Source organism: Trichocoleus sp. ST-U1 (genome assembly GCF_039961835.1).
Lineage (GTDB): Bacteria > Cyanobacteriota > Cyanobacteriia > Cyanobacteriales > FACHB-T130 > FACHB-T130.
This window is the reverse complement of the sequence record NZ_JAMPJZ010000007.1, coordinates 1-21,100: the sequence shown is the minus strand read 5'-3', so window position 1 is coordinate 21,100 and position 21,100 is coordinate 1. Positions and strand designations below refer to the sequence as shown.

Annotated in this window: 10 protein-coding genes; 5 read left to right on the top strand and 5 right to left on the bottom strand. The window is 46.8% G+C overall.

Going from position 1 to position 21,100, the window contains the following annotated elements:
• Positions 1-6 precede the first annotated feature (6 nt).
• Positions 7-243: a hypothetical protein gene (locus NDA06_RS04490; protein ID WP_190426718.1), complete on the bottom strand. Its 237-nt coding sequence runs from the start codon at positions 241-243 to the stop codon at positions 7-9.
• 37 nt (positions 244-280) lie between these two features.
• On the opposite strand from NDA06_RS04490, the gene NDA06_RS04485 reads away from it, so the two are divergent.
• From NDA06_RS04485 to NDA06_RS04465, 5 genes are all read left to right on the top strand, one after another.
• A complete protein-coding gene (locus tag NDA06_RS04485) occupies positions 281-3,877 on the top strand; it encodes an endonuclease/exonuclease/phosphatase family protein (RefSeq protein WP_199324217.1) in 3,597 nt (1,198 codons plus the stop codon).
• A gap of 538 nt (positions 3,878-4,415) precedes the next feature.
• Positions 4,416-12,395 (top strand): esterase-like activity of phytase family protein, encoded by a 7,980-nt coding sequence (locus NDA06_RS04480; protein WP_348251685.1) that lies wholly within the window; start codon positions 4,416-4,418, stop codon positions 12,393-12,395.
• A 108-nt stretch (positions 12,396-12,503) separates the two neighbouring features.
• Complete coding sequence (locus NDA06_RS04475) at positions 12,504-15,377, top strand: right-handed parallel beta-helix repeat-containing protein (protein ID WP_190987141.1); 2,874 nt, start codon at positions 12,504-12,506, stop codon at positions 15,375-15,377.
• A 404-nt stretch (positions 15,378-15,781) separates the two neighbouring features.
• The gene (locus tag NDA06_RS04470) at positions 15,782-16,051 is read left to right on the top strand and encodes a ChaB family protein (protein ID WP_190411133.1); all 270 of its coding nucleotides are present in this window, start codon (positions 15,782-15,784) and stop codon (positions 16,049-16,051) included.
• Between the two features lie 448 nt (positions 16,052-16,499).
• Entirely contained in the window at positions 16,500-17,051 is a 552-nt protein-coding gene (locus NDA06_RS04465; protein WP_190987142.1) for a hypothetical protein, read from the top strand.
• 49 nt (positions 17,052-17,100) lie between these two features.
• Here the strand turns inward: NDA06_RS04465 and NDA06_RS04460 are convergent, their stop codons facing one another.
• The 4 genes from NDA06_RS04460 to sufU form a co-directional block, all read right to left on the bottom strand.
• Positions 17,101-18,318: an aspartate aminotransferase gene (locus NDA06_RS04460; RefSeq protein ID WP_190987143.1), complete on the bottom strand. Its 1,218-nt coding sequence runs from the start codon at positions 18,316-18,318 to the stop codon at positions 17,101-17,103.
• Positions 18,319-18,455: 137 nt separating this feature from the next.
• Positions 18,456-19,640 carry an iron-containing alcohol dehydrogenase family protein gene (locus tag NDA06_RS04455; protein ID WP_190426732.1) on the bottom strand — a complete coding sequence of 395 codons (1,185 nt, stop codon included), beginning with the start codon at positions 19,638-19,640 and terminating at the stop codon, positions 18,456-18,458.
• A gap of 205 nt (positions 19,641-19,845) precedes the next feature.
• On the bottom strand, positions 19,846-20,367 hold the full coding sequence (locus NDA06_RS04450; RefSeq protein ID WP_190987144.1) for a Ycf51 family protein: 522 nt from the start codon (positions 20,365-20,367) through the stop codon (positions 19,846-19,848).
• A 6-nt stretch (positions 20,368-20,373) separates the two neighbouring features.
• Complete coding sequence (gene sufU, locus NDA06_RS04445; RefSeq protein ID WP_190426735.1) at positions 20,374-20,856, bottom strand: Fe-S cluster assembly sulfur transfer protein SufU; 483 nt, start codon at positions 20,854-20,856, stop codon at positions 20,374-20,376.
• Positions 20,857-21,100: the final 244 nt, after the last annotated feature.

The window sequence follows — 21,100 nt, the reverse complement described above, 5'->3', positions numbered from 1 at the left end:
TTTAGGCTAAGGAAAGTTTGAAATCCTGCCCTTGGCACTGAGATAAGTGCTGATGATGTTGGCTACAAACAACCAATTTTCTGGAGAGATAGATTTTGCCAAAGTATCTGTTTTACCACAAGTAGGTTGGCTCAATTTGACCTGCCGAGGGAAAGAGTAATCTCTGTGAAGAAACAGTAGTATGGCGATCGCTCCTGAAAATTGGAATTTAGCGATCGCCATACTACTCCCACTTGACTTCACAGTTCTAGACAACCATTGAAAATGAAAAGAGACTTATATGGCTCCGACAACGCTTGCTGCTGGTGACATCGCCATTATCGGTTTCAATTTTGACGATCCCGATCAACTTGCCTTTGTTTTGCTAAAAGATATTGCTTCTGGAACTGCAATTCACTTTACAAATAAAGGTTGGCAAAGCAGCAACGAATTTAGAAAGGGTGAAGGAACCCTGACTTGGACAGCAAATAGAAACTACTCGGTTGGCGAAATTGTCAATCCGGGCGTTGGTTCAATGAAACTTTCAAGTGATGGAGATCAAATCCTTGCCTACCAGGGTTTGGCAACAGCTCCCACTTTTATTTATGCAATTAATAGTAACGGTTCGGAATGGGCAGAGAATGCGACCAGTAACAATAACTCTGCATTACCGCCAGGATTAACAAACGGATTAACGGCGGTATCTATCCCAGAAATTGATAACGCAACTTATAACATTACTAACGGCACTTTCGGAACTAGAGCAGAGTTACTTGCAAAAATCAGCAACCCAGCGAATTGGACAGGCAATAATACCCAACGGTTGACGATGCCCAGTAGTGCATTTACAGTGACAAATACTGGCAGCGAAATAACAGAATCCCTTAGTTTGACGGTTGACTCCGCTACCTTCTCAGAAGCTGCGGGTGCAGGTGCTGCCACTGGAACTGTTACCCGAACCGGAGACTTATCAAAGTCACTCACGATTAACTTACTCAGCAGCGACACCAGCGAAGCTACCGTTGCGACAACTGTAACCATTCCAGCAAATCAGGCATCAGCAACCTTCGCAATTGATGCGGTGAACGATCCGTTTGTAGAGGGTTCTCAGACAGTGACATTAACAGCTTCTGCAACCCAATATATTAGCGGCACAATTACCGTAACCGTAACTGACGACGAACTAGAAGCTGGTAATCTTCGCATCCACGATATTCAAGGTGCTAGCCATACATCGCCGTTGGTGGGTCAGTTGGTTTCCAAAGTCCCTGGTATCGTCACCGCAGTAAAGTCAAATGGATTTTATCTGCAAGATCCCAATCCGGACACGAATGATGCTACCTCCGAGGGGATTTTCGTCCTCACTTGGATAACCCCCAAAGTCAGTGTTGGGGACTCCATTCTGGTTAGCGGGATTGTTGATGAATTCATTCCTAGCGGTTCTGATAGCAGCAGTCTCTCTACAACTCAAATTATTGTGGGGAATGCAGGGATTGCAACAATTTCCAAGGGCAATCCTTTACCTAGTAGCACTATTTTGGGTGAGGGCGGACGCACGATTCCAACTCAAGTGATTGATGATGATGGATTAGGTATATTCAACCCGACGCAAGACGGCATTGACTTCTACGAAAGCCTAGAAGGAATGCGGGTGCAGGTGAATAATGCGGTAGCGGTAGGGCCTACCAATGATTTTGGTGAAATTCCCGTCCTGGCTGACAATGGTGTGAATGCTAGCACCCGAACGGACAGGGGCGGTATTGTAGTTCAGCCGGGGGATTTTAACCCAGAACGGATTATTATCGACGATGCCATTATTAACGGTGAACCTCAAGTAAATGTGGGCGACACCTTCACTGGTTCCATCACTGGCGTCATCGACTACAGCTTTGGCAATTATAAGCTTCTCAATACTGCACCTTTACCTAACGTCATTTCTGGAAATTTAGCACGGGAAACAACTGCATTAACAGGAAGTGCTGACCAGTTGACGGTTGCTAGTTTTAACGTCGAGAATCTCAATCCTGCTGATGATAACGCTAAATTTAGCAGCCTTGCGAATATTGTTATCAATAACCTCAAATTACCAGACATTATTAGCTTGGAGGAAATCCAAGACAACAATGGTGCCACAAATGATAGTGTCGTTGATGCTAACCAAACTTACCAAACCCTAATAGATGCGATCGCATCTTTGGGTGGTGCAACTTACCAGTACCGTCAAATTAACCCGGTAGACGACCAAGATGGCGGTCAACCGGGGGGGAATATCCGCGTCGGCTTCCTCTTCAACCCGAATCGCGTTGAGTTTGTAGACCGTCCTGGCGGCACCTCCACGACTAACACCACCGTAAATAGCGGAACAGATGGCCCAGAACTTTCCGCTAGTCCGGGTCGCATTATTGACACTAACCTTTCTAATGGTGACGCCTTTGCCAACAGTCGCAAGCCTTTGGTTGGGGAGTTTCTCTTCAAGGGCAACCAAGTATTTGTTATCGGCAACCACTTCAACTCCAAAGGTGGCGATCAACCTCTTTTCGGAAGTTCTCAACCGCCAATACTCACTTCAGAAGCGCAACGTCTACAGCAGGCCGCTACCGTTAATAACTTTGTCGATAGCCTACTGGCAATTGACCCCAATGCCAATGTCATAGTACTGGGGGATTTTAATGATTTTCAGTTCTCGAAGCCGTTAGAAGTATTGAAAGGAAACGACCTCACGAACCTGATTGATACTTTGCCGAAAAACGAACAATATTCTTACATTTTTGAAGGGAATTCTCAAGCACTTGACCACATCTTGGTCAGTAAAAATCTCAACACAACGGCAGAAATCGATGTAGTACATCTCAATGCCGAGTTTGCAACTCAAGATAGCGACCACGATCCGCTAGTCGCCCGTTTTACCTTACCAATCAATGGCAGCGCAAGTTCTAATACCTTGGTTGGCAATAATAGTAATAATCGCATTGATGGGAAAGCGGGGAACGATACCCTGATCGGACTGCAAGGAGATGATATCCTCACCGGCGGTGGTGACCAAGATATTTTTGTGATTCGCAGTGGCGATGGCACCGACACGATTACAGATTTTGGTAGCGTAGGAACGGGAAATCATCCATCCGCAGAAATGATTTCCGAAGTCGATACCCTCAAATTTGAAGGTACTGGTTTAATTGCCAGCAATCTACTTTTAACTCAAACGGGTAACGATCTAGCGATCGCATTCGATGGCGTTGATAACACGAAGGTTATCTTGAAAAATTTTACCCTCCAAGATTTCAATAACCTCCAACAATCTACAGGTGCGTCGGTAGACATCGGCAATATTCTCTTTAACGGACAAACGCAGATTCAGAAAAGCTTTGAAATTGCTAACGCTAACGAGGATCTCAAACAGATTTTCAACAAAAATACCGTCGCTTTCCTTAACGATTTGGATAACAACACCCAAGGTTTTGATGCTTCTAACGATGTTATTAACGGTCAAGGTGGCAATGATACGTTAGAAGGATTGGGTGGTGATGACTTGCTGCGTGGCGGGATTGGCAACGACACTCTATTAGGTGGAGAAGGAAACGATTACCTCGCCGGTGGCGACGGTGATGACTGGCTTAATGGTGGGATTGGTCAAAATACACTCTTCGGCGGTAATGGTAGCGATCGCTTTGTTGTATCGAATAACAGCGGCACAAACACGATTCTTGACTTCACGGATACTCAAGACCTCATCGTATTCTCCGATGGTTTGAAGTTGGAGTATCTAACGATTACCCAAGGTACAGGTGCGAATGCAAACGATACTTTAATCGGTCTTGCGAACACAGGGGAACTATTAGCAACACTTACTGGAGTGCAAGCAAACATCCTGACCAGCGATGATTTCACCACGATCTAGTTAAGTGAAAATCAATTGGTAATCGTCTGTTGACCGTAATCGGACATCGTTCTGGTTAGGGTTTACGGATCTAAACCTCTATAAGAAAAAGTTATATAAAGCAGAGATAAAGTGACAATGAATTTCTTATAAAGTTTTTGTCAAAATTTTTTCATCTTCCTAAAGTAGTAAACAATTAAAGTGTCAAATAAGTACAGAAAGAATTGAAATGTGCTAAAGACTACACTATAACTTTTCCAAGCAATGCAATTTTGAGATTGTTTGCATTTGTCCTTGCTCGATACACCTTTATCAACAAAATGTCCTCTCTAGCCAGATATTTGCAGGAATTTCGATAATTGAGGCTAAAAACGCTAGTTTATCAAAATTTCTGGAAACTATATGACAGCATCTACTGAGATTAATTCAGTTCACCAGCTATTGGCGACCTGAATATCTACAAACTGACGACTTTCTCTACGTTATTGAGCGACACGCTGGCGATCGCTCTGGTGTCTCTACTAATCTCAACCATTGATATTTACACCCAAACCTCATCATGCAAGACTTTTGGAATCATTCCTCCTCAAATCAACAATCAAACCAAGCTGGTCAGGGCATTGCTGGTGAAAACTCTTCAGTGGTAGAGACTTCTCCCACCCAGCGAGTACAAAAGATAGTCTTCATTGACTCTACAGTTGAGAATTACCAGAGTCTCGCTGCTGGTGTGGAACCGGGGACGGAAGTATTTATCCTGAACCCAATGCAGGATGGAGTAGCGCAAATTGCACAAGTGCTGGCGGGACGCACCGACATCGCCAGCGTTCACATAGTTTCCCACGGCACACAAGGCAGTTTGCAACTGGGGTCAACCCAACTTAATTCAAGCAACCTAGAAGCATACACTAGCCAGTTACAGCAGTGGGCAAATGCTTTAACCCCTGATGCTGACATCCTTCTCTACGGTTGCAATGTGGCACTTGGCATCTCTGGTGTCACCTTTGTCGAAAAGTTGAGTCAGCTGACAGGAGCAAATATTGCCGCTTCCAATAATCTTACTGGCAGTGCAGCCTTAGGCGGTGACTGGAATCTGGAAGTCAAAACCGGGTCAATTACAACCTCCCTAGCATTCGACTCCTCAGTCTTGCAGGAATACACCTCGGTTTTAGAAATTTTCAAGTTTATCGGGCAATCAACATTTAATTCAAATTACAACTATTCAGGAACCACAGTCGGCGGTTTATCAGGCATTACCTACAATGCAGCCACTAATACTTACTACGCTATCTCTGATGCTAAAAACGATGCTAACGGTCCAGTTCGTTTCTATACCCTCAACATTGATCTGAGTTCGGGTTCCTTGGGAACAATTAATTTCACAGGTGTCACAACCCTAAAAGACTCAGGCGGTACCCCTTTTGCTGCGAACATTTCTGATACAGAAGGCATTGCCCTTACTAGCGGCGGGAATGCCTTCATTTCTTCAGAAGGAATATTTTCTACTAACGCGCAGCCCTTTATCAACCGATTTAACCTAACAACAGGAAATCAAAATCTCTCGCTGCCTGTTCCTAGCCCCAAATTTGACATATCAGCATACACAACTCAAGGTGTTCGCGATAATAAAGCTTTTGAAAGCTTAACAATTACGCCTGACCAACAGGTTCTATTTACAGCAACAGAAGTTGCTTTAGAACAAGATGGTTCTGCTCCAACAAGCACTGCTGGCAGCCCTTCCCGCATTTTGAGATATGACTTATCCACTGGTTCAGCAAATGGAGAATTCCTATACAACACTGACGCTGACAATGGCATTTCTGAACTATTGGCACTGGATCAAAATACCTTACTCGCTATAGACCGCAATGTATCTCTTGGAGTTGGCAAGCTGTATCAAGTGTCTCTGCAAGGAGCGACCAATATTCAAGACAATAACGGTTTGCTCGCTTCCGGTCTTAGCGGTATTACAGCCGTTCAAAAAACTTTTTTGTCAAATTTCCCATTGGGTACCAATTTTGAAGGCATGACGCTTGGTGCCACTTTGCCCAATGGGAAACGCTCTTTAGTGCTTGTCAGCGACAACAACTTTGGTGCAAATTTTGGCATACCCACCCAGTTCGCCGCTTTTGAAATTAATAGCGCCCCCGTCCTAGATAACAGTGGGTTGCCCATCCTAACAACGATTAACGAAGATCCCACCAGCAACCCAGGCACCTTAATTTCCTCGCTTATTGGCACTTCTGTCACAGATTTAGATACTGGGGATGCTAAAGGAATCGCCGTAACGGGTGTAGATAAGACCAACGGCACTTGGGAGTTCTCAATCAACGGGGGCAGTTCTTGGGCACCCTTCACGCCATCAGAAAGCGCAGCTCAATTGCTAGCAGCAAACGCTGACACCCGAATCCGTTTTGTCCCCAGCCTTAACTACAATGGCACCGTCACCGCAGGTATTACCTTCCGCGCCTGGGATCAAACGACCGGAACTAATGGCGGTACTGCGGATATCACCACTAGCGGTACTGGTGGCTTATCTTCCTTCAGCACCGCGATTGAGACGGCTAGCATTACCATTAATCCGGTCAACGACGCCCCCACCTTTACGCCAGGAAGTAATCAAATTGTCACCGCAGGCGCAGGGGCACAAAGCGTCACTGCATGGGTGACAGGGTTCAATCCTGGCCCAACGAACGAATCTAGCCAAACGCTTCTCGGCTACCAAATTGTCAGCAATAGCGCCCCCAGTCTATTCAAAGTTGCACCCACCATTAATGCTGCGGGCAACCTAATCTACACTCCATCAACCAGTCTTGGCAGTAGCGCCACAGCTACCATTGATGTCACCGTTCAGGACAATGGCGGCACTGCTAACGGCGGTGCAGACACCTCTGCTATTAAATTTTTCAATATCACCGTTAATCCCAACATCGCACCGTTAAACGTAGTCATTAACGAAGTTGCCTGGATGGGAACTAACGCTGATTTCAACGATGAATGGATTGAACTCTACAACCCCACTGCCAAGAATATTGATTTGAGTGGCTGGACGCTAACATCTGGCGATGGCACTCCCAGTATCACTTTCCCAGCGGGAAAAATTATTCCCGCTGGTGGATATTTTCTGTTAGAGCGCACGGATAATACAACTGTCAACAGCATCCCATCTGACTTAATTTATACAGGTTCGCTTGGCAATGCTAGTGGGGAGACGCTGACACTCAAAACACCAGATGGCGTTGTGATTGATACAGCCAATGGAAATGGCGGCGCATGGCCTGCTGGGGCGAATGTCACAGGTACTCCCACCGTCCGCCTGACAATGGAACGGACGAATCCCCTCGCCGCCGATACTGATAACAATTGGCACAGAAATGATGGGGTAACTTACAACGGCATTGACGTTGGCGGAAATCCCATTTATGGAACACCCAAAGCTGCTAATTCGGTTCCCGTTCCTGCTGGTGTCACCGTCACTCCAATTACCAATGTGACTACAGAAGCTGGAGGAACTGCGACTTTTACCGTCAAACTAAATACAATTCCTACCGCTAATGTCACTATCGGTTTAACTAGTTCCGATACAACGGAGGGAATTCTCTCTACTTCATCCCTATTTTTCACCCCTAGTAACTGGAATACTCCTCAAACTGTCACCATCACAGGCGTAGATGACACGATTGTTGATGGCAACATTGCTTATTCCATCATCACTGCTGCAACAGTTAGCACTGACAGCAACTACAACAACATCAACCCAGCGGATGTGGCTGTAGTTAATAATGACAATGACACGCCAATTGTTATTAATATCACCGCGATAGATGCTGATGCAGCAGAAGCGGGTGCAAATACTGGAACCTACCAGATTACCCGGACTGGCAACACAACGGGCAATTTAACTGTAAAATTTGCCGTCAGTAACAATAGTGCCAGCAGTGGTGACTACACCCTAACAGATAGTAACGGCAATGCGATCGCTATCTCCAATGGAATTGCCAGCGTTACCCTATTAGCTGGGCAAACATCTTTCAATATTACTCTTACCGCAGTTGATGACATCCAAGCGGAGGCAGCTGAAACACTAAAGTTAGATTTAGTCGCTGACGCGGCATATGCGATCGCATCTTCTCAAAATACCGCAACCGCCACCATCCAGCAAAATGACACCGTAGTAATTAACACCAACGACAGCGGCGAAGGTTCGCTACGACAAGCAATTATCAATGCCAACGCCTTTAGTGGCACCGATACCATCGGTTTTCAAATTGGCACTGGCTTACAAACAATTACACCCCTTTCAGCTTTACCTACCCTAACCGGTTCCGTAATTATTGACGGCACTACTCAGACTGGATTTTCTGGTACTCCGATTATTCAATTAAGTGGAAGCGGGACGGGTACTGGACTGAAAATTACTGCGGGTAACAGTACAGTACGCGGCTTAATTTTTAATGGTTTTCAGGATGGGGTTGAGTTAAGTGGCGGTGGCAATAATGTTATTGCAGGCAACTTTATTGGGACTAATGCGGCGGGTAATGCAGTAGCAGGTAACTCCCGCTGGGGCGTGTTTATTAACGGTTCCTCTAACAACATCATCGGGGGAACGACGGCAGGGACGCGCAATATTATTTCCGGTAACAGTGTCGGTCTCTTCGTCACTGATAGCGGGAATCAAATCCAAGGGAACTACATCGGGACTGATGTTACTGGTAATGTTGACTTGGGTAATACTGCTGACGGCATCAGCATCCAAGGAACTAACAACATCATTGGCGGGACGACAACAGGCGCACGGAACGTCATCTCCGGCAATAATCAGAATGGTGTCAGCATTAGCCAAGTCGGTTCCACCGGAAACCAGGTATTAGGGAACTACATTGGCACCAATGCTACTGGTACTGCCGACTTAGGCAACACTCAGAATGGTGTAGAAATTCAATACGCACCCAATAACATTATCGGTGGGGCAACCGCAGGTGCAGGTAATGTTATTTCTGGTAACAACAATAACGGTATCTGGATTACAGGCAACACGGCTACGGGAACTCAGGTATTAGGTAACTACATCGGCACTAATGCTTCCGGAAAGGTGGCGATTGGCAACTCATTAAGAGGTATCACTGTATCTGCCCCTGACAATACCATTGGAGGTACAGCGGCGGGTGCGGGTAATGTTATTTCTGGCAACGTTGAGGGGATTGCTATCCAAGGTACTGAGGCAACAGGAAATCAGATACAAGGCAACTACATTGGAACCCAAGCAGATGGCACTAGTGCTTTAGGGAATACTTCTCACGGTGTGGTAGTAAGAAGCGATGCCAAAAACAACACGATTGGCGGAACCACGGCTGGTGCAGGCAATACCATTGCCTTTAATAATGGCGATGGAGTGTTTGTTGATACCAACTTCGGCACTGTTATTAACAATGGCATCCTAGCCAACGCCATCTTCTCTAACTCTGGTTTAGGAATCGATTTAGGGACTAATGGAGTAACCGCTAACGATGTTGGCGATGGTGACGCAGGGGCGAACAATCTACAAAATTTCCCGTTGCTTACTTCTGCGGTTTTAAATGGTGCCAACACAACAGTTACAGGAACGTTCAACAGCAACCCCAACGCTACATTCAGGCTGGAATTTTTCTCTAACACAGCCTTAGATCCGTCTGGTAATGGAGAGGGTAAAACATTGCTTGGCTTTACCAATGTAACCACTGATGCCAGCGGTAATGGCAGCTTTACAGCGAATTTGGCGACGATGGTAGCGTTGGGTAACTTTATTACCGCAACAGCAACCAATTCCAACAACACCTCCGAGTTTTCCACCGGAATCCCCGTTACCACACTCGTCAGTATTAGTGCCATCGATGCTACCGCTGCTGAATCAGGCACAGATACAGGCATTTACCAGATTACTCGTACTGGTACAACAGGCGATTTGACAGTAAATCTTGCTGTCGATGGTAGCAGCACTGCTAGCGGAAATGACTATACGCTGAGTAGCAAGGGTTTATCGGTGGTGATTCCGGATGGGAAGAGTTTTGTCAATGTTACTCTTACTGCTGTTGATGATACTTTGCCGGAGTTAGCGGAAACGCTGCGGCTAAACTTGGCGACGGGTGCAGGTTACACCATTGATACTGCTAAGAATAATGCTACGGTAGCGATCGCATCCAACGACACGATTCAATACGCGATTACTACTGCTTCCCTAGCTTTAAAGGAAGGTGACACTGGTAAGCAAACCGTTACCTTTACTGTCACGCGCAGCGGCGGAATTGGTGTAGCCAGTACCGTTGATTATGGAATTGGTGGAACCGCAACCAATGGCATTGACTACAACAACATACTGGTTACAGGTGGGACAACTGCCCTTTCCGGCACGCTTAGCTTTGGAGTTGGCGAGACAACCAAAACAATCAACCTAGATGTTTTGGGTGACACAATATTTGAGCAAGATGAAACCATCAATGTCACCCTGAGTAAACCGAACCTAACACTTGCCCCCGCAAGTTCGACGATTACTACAGGTACAGCACAGGTAACGGTTATTAACGACGATGCCAAACCCACCGTCTCCATCACACCAGCCACTGTTACTCAAAGCGAAGGCACCACAGGAACCAGCGCCTACACCTTCACCGTGTCCCTCTCCAACCCCAGTGACCAGCCAATTACGGTCAACTACAGTACCAACGACGGCACCGCCACCACCACAGACGGCGACTACATCGACAACGACGGCATCCTTACCTTCAATCCGGGCGACCCCTTAACTAAAACCATCACGGTTAACGTCAAGGGTGACAACAAGTTTGAGAAAGATGAAACCTTCAGCGTCAAACTCAACAATGCTACCAACGCCACCGTTAACCCAGAGGCGAACGCCAGTACCGCCATCATCACCAACGACGATTCTCAACCCATCGTCTCTATCGCACCAGGCACCGTTACTCAAAGCGAAGGCAATACTGGCACCACCGCCTACACCTTCACCGTGTCCCTTTCCAACCCCAGCGACCAGCCAATTACGGTCAACTACAGTACCAACGACGGCACCGCCGCCACAACCGACGGCGACTACACCGACAACGACGGCATCCTTACCTTTAATCCGGGCGACCCCTTAACCAAAACCATCACGGTTAACGCCACGGGTGACAACAAGTTTGAGAAAGATGAAACCTTCAGCGTCAAACTCAACAGTGCTACCAACGCCAATCTAGGCAACACTACTGCCACAGGCATCATCAAAAACGATGACACCCCTGGATTCACTATTTCCCCGATCAGCGGCAACACCACCGAAGCTGGAGGTACTGCCACATTTACAGTTAAACTCAACAGCCAACCCACCGCTAATGTCACCCTTGGCTTAACCAGTTCCGACACCACCGAAGGTACCGTCTCTAGCCCCAGCCTCACATTCACAGCCAATAACTGGAATATTGCTCAAACCGTTACGGTCAAAGGAGTTGATGATGCACTGGTTGATGGCAATATCGCCTACAACATCATCACCGCCCCAGCCGTCAGTACCGATGCCAACTACAACCAACTCAATCCAGGTGATGTCGCTGTCACCAACATCGACAACGACGCCGCCGGATTCACCATCACCCCGATTAGCGGCAACACTACCGAAGCCGGAGGCACTGCCAACTTCACCGTTAAACTCAACAGTCAACCCACCAGCAACGTCACCATCGGTTTAGCGAGTTCCGATCCGACAGAAGGCAGCGTTTCCAGCCCATCGCTGACCTTTACTTCAAATAATTGGAATATTGCTCAAACCATTACGGTGAAGGGAATCGACGATGTACTGGTAGATGGCAATATTGCTTACAATATCGTCACTTCTGCTGCGATTAGCACCGACGCTAAATATAACGGACTCCATCCTCAAGATGTTGCTGTTGTCAACATTGACAATGACACTGCACCTCTAAATGTCATTAACGGTACTTGGCTTTCTGAAACCTTAGTGGGAACCTCTTTAGACGACCGGATCAATGGCTTTGGCGGTCATGACACGATTGTAGGGGGTTTGGGAAAAGACCGGATTTACGGCGATGACGGCAACGATACCCTAATCGGCGACCTCAACAATAATCTCTTGACTGGGGGTTCGATGGGGATGGATGACCTGATCTACGGTGGCACAGGCAACGATCGCATCAACGGTTGTGGCGGCAATGATACCCTGTACGGCGAGGCAGGCAGCGACCAAATTTGGGGAGATGGTGGCGATGACCGACTCTATGGAGGTTTGGGGAATGACATCCTCACCGGAGGATTGGGGCGCGATATCTTCGCCGTTTCCAAAGGGGAAGGTACTGACACCATCCGCGACTTCCAGATTGGTCAAGACTACATAGGGTTAGGCGGGGGTTTGAAATTGAACCAGTTGTCGATTATTCAGCAAGGAAGCAATACCAGCATTATTGACAATTCCAACAACCAGACTCTGGCAATATTGGCTGGGGTGAATGCTGCTACGTTTATGAGTAATGCAGCTTCTACTTTTGTAAGTATCTAGTATAAGGAAGCAGCTTTAATTAATATTTAAAGCTGCTGATTTGGCAACTATTGACAATGAGTTGCTGTGGATATGAGCCTGAAGCCAAAACAGAATCTAATAGAGAAAATGCTTCTAAGAACATCAACACCGTACATCTACACAATTTTGCTGCTGTTAGGAACGCTAACTTCAACTGCTACCGCCCAAACACCTAATTTAAAACCCAATACATCAAGCTCGACAACAGACTTTACAGGCGTTACAATCCTCCAGCTACCTGATGGCATTCCTGAATTAAATAACGATACTGTAGGCTCATCCTTTGGCGATACCCTTGATGTAGCAAAACACCCACCAGGCGCGTTGGAACCCGCAGCCTTAAGCTTCGAGGACCAGAAGTCTTTAGCCAAACCGTCTTTTTACACGCTAAAACAAGGGCGTTTTCTTGCCCAAATATCTAATGTAAAAACTGCACTCCCCACACCAGAATCTAGTCCCAAAGCCGTACCTTCCCCAGAGACATTGGAGGTTGAGATTTCTCAACCTTTAGCAGAAGTAAAAACACCTCCTCGGACTTTGCGCGAAGCAGGGTTACTCCAAGAAATACTAACCCCAGAAAACGCCGCTCCTACAGAAGAGATTAGGGCTGCCACTAAACAAACAGCACCATCAGCTCGAGTTCGTTCTCAACGATTTCTGCCCCGGATCGGCGCTGAATTTACCACTGGTTCTGGTGTGGGTTATGAAAGTTCTTTTGGTAGCATTGGAGGCTTTGTTCCCCTATGGCAAAACTCAGACAACCTCACCTTCTTAGAAGGTCGATTGCTGTTGTCAACGGAAGATTCTCATATAAGCAGCAATATTGTTTTAGGACATCGCTTTTATAGTGCCAAAGATAACCGGATCTTGGGCGGCTATGTCGCCTTCGATACCCGCGACACGGGTAATAGCAACTTTAATCAACTGGGTGCTGGGTTTGAAAGCTTAGGAGAAAACTGGGATATTCGCGCGAATGCTTACATTCCGGTTGGAGATACCCGCCAACTGACCCAAGAGAGGGTTTTTTCTACAGGTTTATCGTTTTCAGACCCTTTCTTTCAGGGTAATTTCTTGGGTCAAACTAGAAATCAACAACTTCAACGCGATCGCAATTTTGAAGCGGCGATGGCAGGATTTGATGTTGAAGCTGGCGTGAAAATCGCCCAGCTAGGTCAAACCGGCGACCTCCGAGGTTATGCCGGACTGTATTATTATGATGCCCCAGACAGTGCGGAGATTTTGGGCTGGCGGACTCGGTTAGAAGCGCGTCCTACTGACACTTTCAGGCTGGGACTATTGCTCTCAAATGACGCCACTTTTGGTACGAATTTGGTGCTGAGTGTGGGGGCGAATTTTCCCGGCACTCGTCCCAGAGGGATAAGAAAAGAAGATCGAGTTCTGGCGCGTCTGGGGGAATCTGTGACCCGAAACGCGAATATCGTAGTCGATGAACAATCCGAATCTGAGTCTTTCAGCGTGCAGGATACGGTATTTGTTACGAATCCCGCGACGGGTCAACCGTGGAGATTTCGGCACGTCAATTTGGGAATTGGAACCGGGAACGGCACGTTCGAGAATCCGACTGCAACGGTTGCGGAAGCTTTGGCTGTGGCTCAATCCAATGATATTGTCTACGTGCAACCAGGGACAAATCTTGGGGTTCCTGCTTTCAAGATTCCCGACCAAGTGCAGGTGTTTTCAACTGGCCCTGTGCAGCGTATAGATACCGTGGAACTCGGCAATCTACAATTACCCTTATCTAATGCAGGGGTACTGCCAGACGTGACAGGAACAGTCACGATGGGGAATATGACAACGCTTTCGGGTTTCGCCATTAGCGCAACCACTGGTTCTGGCATCGCTGGAAGCAACATCAGCAATGCAATTATTCGAGACAATGCGATCGCGAATTCTGCCAGTGAGGGCATCTTACTTGAGAACGTGACTGGTCAGATACTAATTCAAGACAACGCGATCGCAAATTCTGCTTTGGAAGGCTTTTCCCTCAGCAATAATCAGGGGCAAGTTAACCTAATTCTTGTCAAAAACACGATCGCCAACAATGGTGCTTTAGCTAACGAAGGGGACGGCATCAATCTTGAACTTCGCAATACTGCAACTGGAACCTTTAATATCTCAGAGAATACGATTACTGGCAGTAACAGCTTCGGGAGCATCGCCGACGGAGTCGAGGTAAAACTGTTCGAGAGTGCTTCCGGAACCTTTACTCTGACTAATAACCAAATAACCGCAAATCAATTTAGTGGCATTAATATTGAACTTGAATCCAATACTTTGGGGACATTTGAGATTGCCAACAGCACAATCTCAGGCAATCAATTTGATGGAATTTCTATCAAGCTAAACGATAGCGCGACTGGAACGTTTAATATCACTAATACTCAAATTTCTAAAAACGGGTTTTATGGGATTGGGATACTTCTCTCAAATAACACCTCTGGAACCTTCAACATTACCAATAGCACCATTGCTGAAAATCAAGATAATGGAGTGAATATCGCACTTTCCGATGCAGCGATAGGAACAGTCAATATTTCTAACAATCAGCAAATTTCTAAAAATGGATTTTACGGAATTTTTACCAGCATCAATGGAAACGCCCAACTTCAATTCCTCAGTGAATCAAATCAAATTATAGATAATGCTTTTACCGGGCTTTCCCTCAACAGCTACGATACTGCTAAAATCTTTGCCGGAGTCCGGCTTAACACCATAACAGGCAGCGCAATCGGCGATCTCGAAGCAATAACCAGCGGTTCTGGCGATACAATTTGTCTCCAACCCCGCAATAATACGATTGGAAACTTTTTCTTAAATGACAGTTTTGGAGGAGCGATCCAGATAGAAACGGGAACGCTGTCTACAAATAATATTTCTACCAGTGACCTCAGCAATTGGTCTGGAACCACTGTACCGGCTGGAACTTGTGGTTTCCCTTAGTCGGTAAATGATACCAGTTCACTTTTGTGGAATTACACATTAGATCCTCCAACCCCCCTTTTCAGGTGAGATTCGAGCCATAAAGTGAATTGGTATTTGTTTGCTTCCAAGCTTTGAACTCGCTTTAGCAGCGAACTAGGTAGCGGCTCCATCTCATCTATAGCAATCCTCAATGATTCGTGAATCCGAGTCCACTGAGTTCTCTAACAAGTCGGAGAGCTAAACCACTGTATTTGCAAGCAGATGATTTGGGGCAAAGTTTTGTATATGTAAATACAAAATTACTTTACATAAGATAATACCTCAGATAGGTATATCGAGCAGCCATAACTACATCCTGGGAAGAGGAATTCGTACATCTGGCTTTCTAAGATGATCCCAGGCAAAAATAATAGGAGTAGTTTATGACCGAGCAACCAGATCAACAAGTTAATAACTTACCTTCAGAAGTACAAGCACTGCCTGAGGCAGCTCAGCAGATTTTCCAGGCTGCATTTAAGAGTGCCCAAGAAGACGGGATGGACGAAGAATCTGCCCGCAAAGTTGCGTGGAATACCATCAAAAGCGAATACCGTCAAGGTGAAAATGGCGAGTGGGAGCGGACTCCTGAAATGATAAACGAAGACAATTCAAATCCCGTAACTCGCGCCGCTGTCCAGTCTGGCGGCAATTAAACGCCTTTAAGTAAGTAGCAATACTTTAGATTGATTGACAATGGAAGGCGGTCTGTGCAGGTCACAGACCGCCTTTTGCCTATAGGTCTACGCTTAATTTGCAGTAAAACGAATCGTTCCAAGTGTAGCGAACGATGTAGAGATGAACACCATCAGATGGAACCTCACCCCTAGCCCTTCTCCGTGGGCGGAGAAGGGAGAATCTTTAATCCCTGTCCCTCTAGGTTCACAAGGTGCGGTTAAACCGGAGTGCATTCAATAGAGAATTACCAAAGTGCCGTCTGAAAGCAATTGTTCGCGTCGCTAGTTGCTAAAGCCACTACGCCCAAAAGATAAATTTGAATAAATTATGATAATTTATGGTTGTAGTTAGCTCAACTGTGTTAACTACCTCAACTCATCGTTTATCAAATAACTAGGTTCAAAAAAAATCAACAGGGAGAACATTATGAAAAAAACATTAAATAATGTATTGTTAACAGGTCTTGTCGTGTTTCCAATGGCGCTGGTCAGTGGTTGTGGTGGAGGCGAAAAATCCGCTACATCTCAGGCTTCTGCTTCTCCAAAATCTACTACATCTCAGACTTCAACTACCTCTACACCGACTTCCTCTCGACTGACTTTTGAAAAATCTTTCCTTGTCAGAAAAACTCCCGATAAAAAAGTTGTGCCGGTCAATGATGGAGTTTATAAAAGAGGGGAAGATGTTCAGCTAGTCTTGCTTAATGTTGGCAAATTTAAGAAAGGTCAGGATGGGAAAAACTGGCTAGATATGGATATGGAAGTTAAAAATGCCAAGGGTGAAGTCATATTGGTAAAAAAGAGCCTAATTGGAGAAAAAGGACATACAGCTTTAAAAGATGATGTGGCAGCCTCTCCCAATGGGACTGTTAATACAACTCCTAAAATTCAACCTGGCACTTACCAAATTCAGCTAACGGTTTATGACAAGGTAGGTGGTGGTAGGGTAACAGAAACCAAAGCGTTTACTTTGAAGTAGAGACATTTCCAAATTAAAGATAAAATCCAAGAATTGAAGCTTGAATGTTTTATCCCTGTTTGATAAACGCGCCCTCATTTTCGGATGAATAGCGGATATTAGCTTCTTTGAAACGCCGCAAAGCTTCAGCTAAGCGATCGCATTCGGCAATCAAACTCACCCGCACATACCCCTCGCCACCCAAACCAAAGGCATTTCCGGGAGTCACGACCACGCCCGTCTGCTGCAAGACAGAGAGGGCAAAATCCGTTGAGGTCATCCCTACCGGACACGGAACCCACAGGTACATGGTGGCTTTTGGCTTGGGAACTGTCCAACCCAACTCAGCAAATCCCTCGATCAGAAAATCGCGGCGACGGCGATAGCGATCGCAGACCTGATTTACATAAATATCTGGAAGTTGTAAGGCGGTTTCGGCGGCAGATTGCAAGGCGGCAAAGATGCCATAATCCAGATTGGTCTTGAGTGTCCGCAACCCTTGAATGATGTGTTGGTTGCCTACAACAAAACCAACGCGCCAGCCTGCCATGTTGTAAGTTTTAGACAAGGTATGAAACTCGACGCCGATTTCCTTCGCCCCTGGAATTTCTAACAAGCTGGTTGGTTGATAACCATCAAAAGCTAATTCTGCATAGCACAAATCATGCACCAGTAAGATTTCGTGCTTCTTGGCAAAGGCAACGATATCTTTGAAGAACTCGCGGGGTGCGGTTGCGCCAGTGGGATTGCTGGGATAGTTGAAATAGAGAATCTTGGCTTGTTGGGCTACGTCATCGGGAATGTCACCGAGATCGATCACCCAGTCATTTTCGGGTTTCAGAATCAGCGGGTGAATTTTGCCCCCAGCGATCGCTGGCCCGCGAAAATGGGGCGGATAAGAGGGACTGGGTACCAGAATCACATCGCCTGGGTTGATATAGGCAAAGGCGAGGTGAGTCAGCCCTTCTTTAGAACCGAGTAGCGGCAAGGCTTCGCTATCTGGATCGAGGTCAACATTATAGCGACGCCCGTACCAGTTAGTGATGGCGCGGCGGAAGCTGAGAGTCCCTTCAAAGGGGGGATAGCCGTGATTTGTCGGATTTTGCAACGCTGCGATCGCGGCGTCTATCACTGGCTGAGGCGCTGGGCCATCTGGATTCCCCATTCCCAAGTCAATTAAATCCAGCCCTTGTTCGCGTGCCCTGGCTTTCAGTTCATCCAGACGGGCAAATACATAAGGGGGCAGTGATTGCAGGCGTTCCGCTGGGCTAATCCAATCTAACGTCATTGGTTAAGGCAGGAAAGTTGGCAAGGAAAGCAGGTTGGCAGGCAGGATTGCAGGTTGGAGATTGGCAGGTTGATTAAAACTTTCAACTTTTGAGATTCTTCAACCTTCAATGCGTTTAAACCTGCAATTTTTGAAATTCAAACATCATTATGATTCGCCGCTGAGGTCAGCCCCAGATTTGGACGCCCTACCTCAACGGGTGCGGTTGTCGACACCATTGCCGCCATCAGCTGTTCGGGCACCACCCGGAAGGGTAGCCGGTGGATATCCGAGTTAGGGGCACAGGCAATTTCAGCGGCTTGCCGAAATTCTCCCAGTGTAATATTTCCCAAACCCAAATCATCCAAAGTTTGAGGCAGTCCAATTTCGGCGTAAAACTTCAATAACTGTTGCCTTGCGGTTGCTGCGAGTTGGTTGCTTTGCAGCATTTCTTCTAACCGTAACTGGACGAGAATGCCATAGGCGACTTTCTCACCATGTATGGCACCGTGGGCGGCGGGGATATGGGTCAAACCATTATGGACGGCGTGGGCGGCGACGGTACGGCACTGGGCACCACCTAAACCACCAATGACCCCGGCAAGTAAAACTGAGGCATCTACGACTTCTCGCCAAACTTCACTGCCCGGTTCTTTCAGCGCTGCTGCGGCTTTTTGGAAGAGAATATCCCGCAGCACTCGCGCTTGTTGCACGGCGGCAATCATCAAAGTTTGGTCGGAGTGACCGCTGCTGACAGAAGCTTCGTACCACTTCGCCAAGGCGTCGCCAATCCCGGCAATTAAGGTGCGTTGCGGTGCAGTCTGAATTAACTCGTAATCCAGCACTAGCAAATCCGGGCACCGATCGAGACTGACATCATAGAGAAATGCCCCTTCGTCGGAATAGACGTTGGAAAGGGCTGTCCAAGCAGCGCAGGTTGCCCCTGAGGTGGGAATTGTGACGACTGGCAACTGGCATTGATGAGCCAGTAGTTTTGCGGTATCTAATGCTTTGCCACCGCCGATGCCAATAATTACGTCGGCTTGATGGTCGGTGACAGCTTTCCGCAGAGATTCGAGCGATCGCGTACTGCAATCTGGGCTGTAAGATGCCTGGGCAATGTCTGTTTTTTGCTGTTTTAGGGCAAGCTGCAATCGGGGTAGCGTGACGGACAGCGTGCGATCGCCCCCGACAACCAAGGGACGCCGCCCAAAAGTCGCGATCGCGTCTCCCGCTTGTTCCAGCGCCCTCTGACCGCGCAGCACCCGACCGGGAGCCACCATCAGCGAAAATAACGAAGGAGCGGTTTGAGTAGACAACTCTGGTAAGGATTGATTGGGCATAGAATCAACCATTCTAGTTTAAAGAAGGGAATTGCTCAATACTGCTTATGAAAGAATTTATAACAAATTTCTCTAATAACTTTACTTTAGTAATTGAGGGAGGCAGCAGCCTATTTAATACTCGTTTCTAGGCACTCGTTTCTAGGCTCCGCCTCGCTTTGACTCTGAAAGACCCAATCTAGAGAAAATAGAGAAAGATCCGTAATTACGCGGTAGACTTTGGCAATTGTGCCAGGTTTTCTGGGAAGACTTGGATGTTAAGCTGTTCATCATCCCGGATGGCTAGCGATCGCTTCACCTCACCCAAGTAAAGCGGTTTAGAAGTGCCAGGGGAGGGATGAATAACGGTACGTACCCGAATGGTCAGTAAATTGTCTTTGGCCCGACCTAAACGACCATAAGAGTACAAATCGCTAGCAGCTTGACGCATCGTTGCATCTAATTGGGCGTTGGAAATCGTCGGCGGTACGGAAATCACCGTTTGCGCCCCGCCGGTGTCATAAACCAACTTATAGCGAACCGAACCTGGAACTGCTGTATGGGTAAGCGGTACCAAACTCAAAGAAAATAAACCGGCTGTTAGCACACCCATAAATCCAGTGCTACCCACCAGCCTAAACCGAATACCCCATTGGAAAATAAACCCCAGCACGGTTACAACTGCACTGGCGATGGTAAGAACCGCCGACCATTTGGCTAGTTCTAGAAAAAAAGTAGTCGTTAACATGGCAACTTAAGCGTCTTCCTTTTCATTACTGACGAACCCATTTGGCTGATTGCCATTGGGTGATTCTAAGGCAGCTTTTAAAGTATGCCAGGTGAGGTTAGCACATTTGATCCGAACTGGAAACTGAGAAACGCCTTGCATCACATTGAGCTTGCGTTGCTCTTTGGGGAACTCGGCTTCCCCTTTCATCATGTTTTGGAAACGTTCCACCATTTCCAAGGCTACATCTACTTTCTTTCCCCGCAAAGCATCCGCCATCAAGTCAGCAGAAGCCATTGCGATCGCGCAGCCTTCTCCTTCAAATTTCACATCTTCTATGACGTCGCCTGCTGCATTCATCTGCAATGTCAGCTCAATGGTATCGCCACAAGAAGGATTGTGCCCTCTCTGAGACCGATGCACGGGATTGGTTTGACCCTTGTGCCGTGGCTTCTTGTAGTGTTCTAAAATGACCTGTTGATAAAGGTCGCGTAGATTGCCCAAAGTCATGGCGAGATTGATAAGACGATATTCATCCATCTCGATCCTATCAGTGTCGCTTGATTTCCGGAGGGCTGAAAGCCGAGCATTGACTTCCTAACGCTGAATTTAGATAAAATTTCTAGCCGCGCAGCTCAGGCTAGGGCGTGTCATCAATTAGATAAGCTAGAGCAAGAGAGAGAAGAAAAGGCTGAGCAATGACACGACGGTATGCCCTGCGCGATGACCAATGGGAGCGGCTCAAAGACTTGTT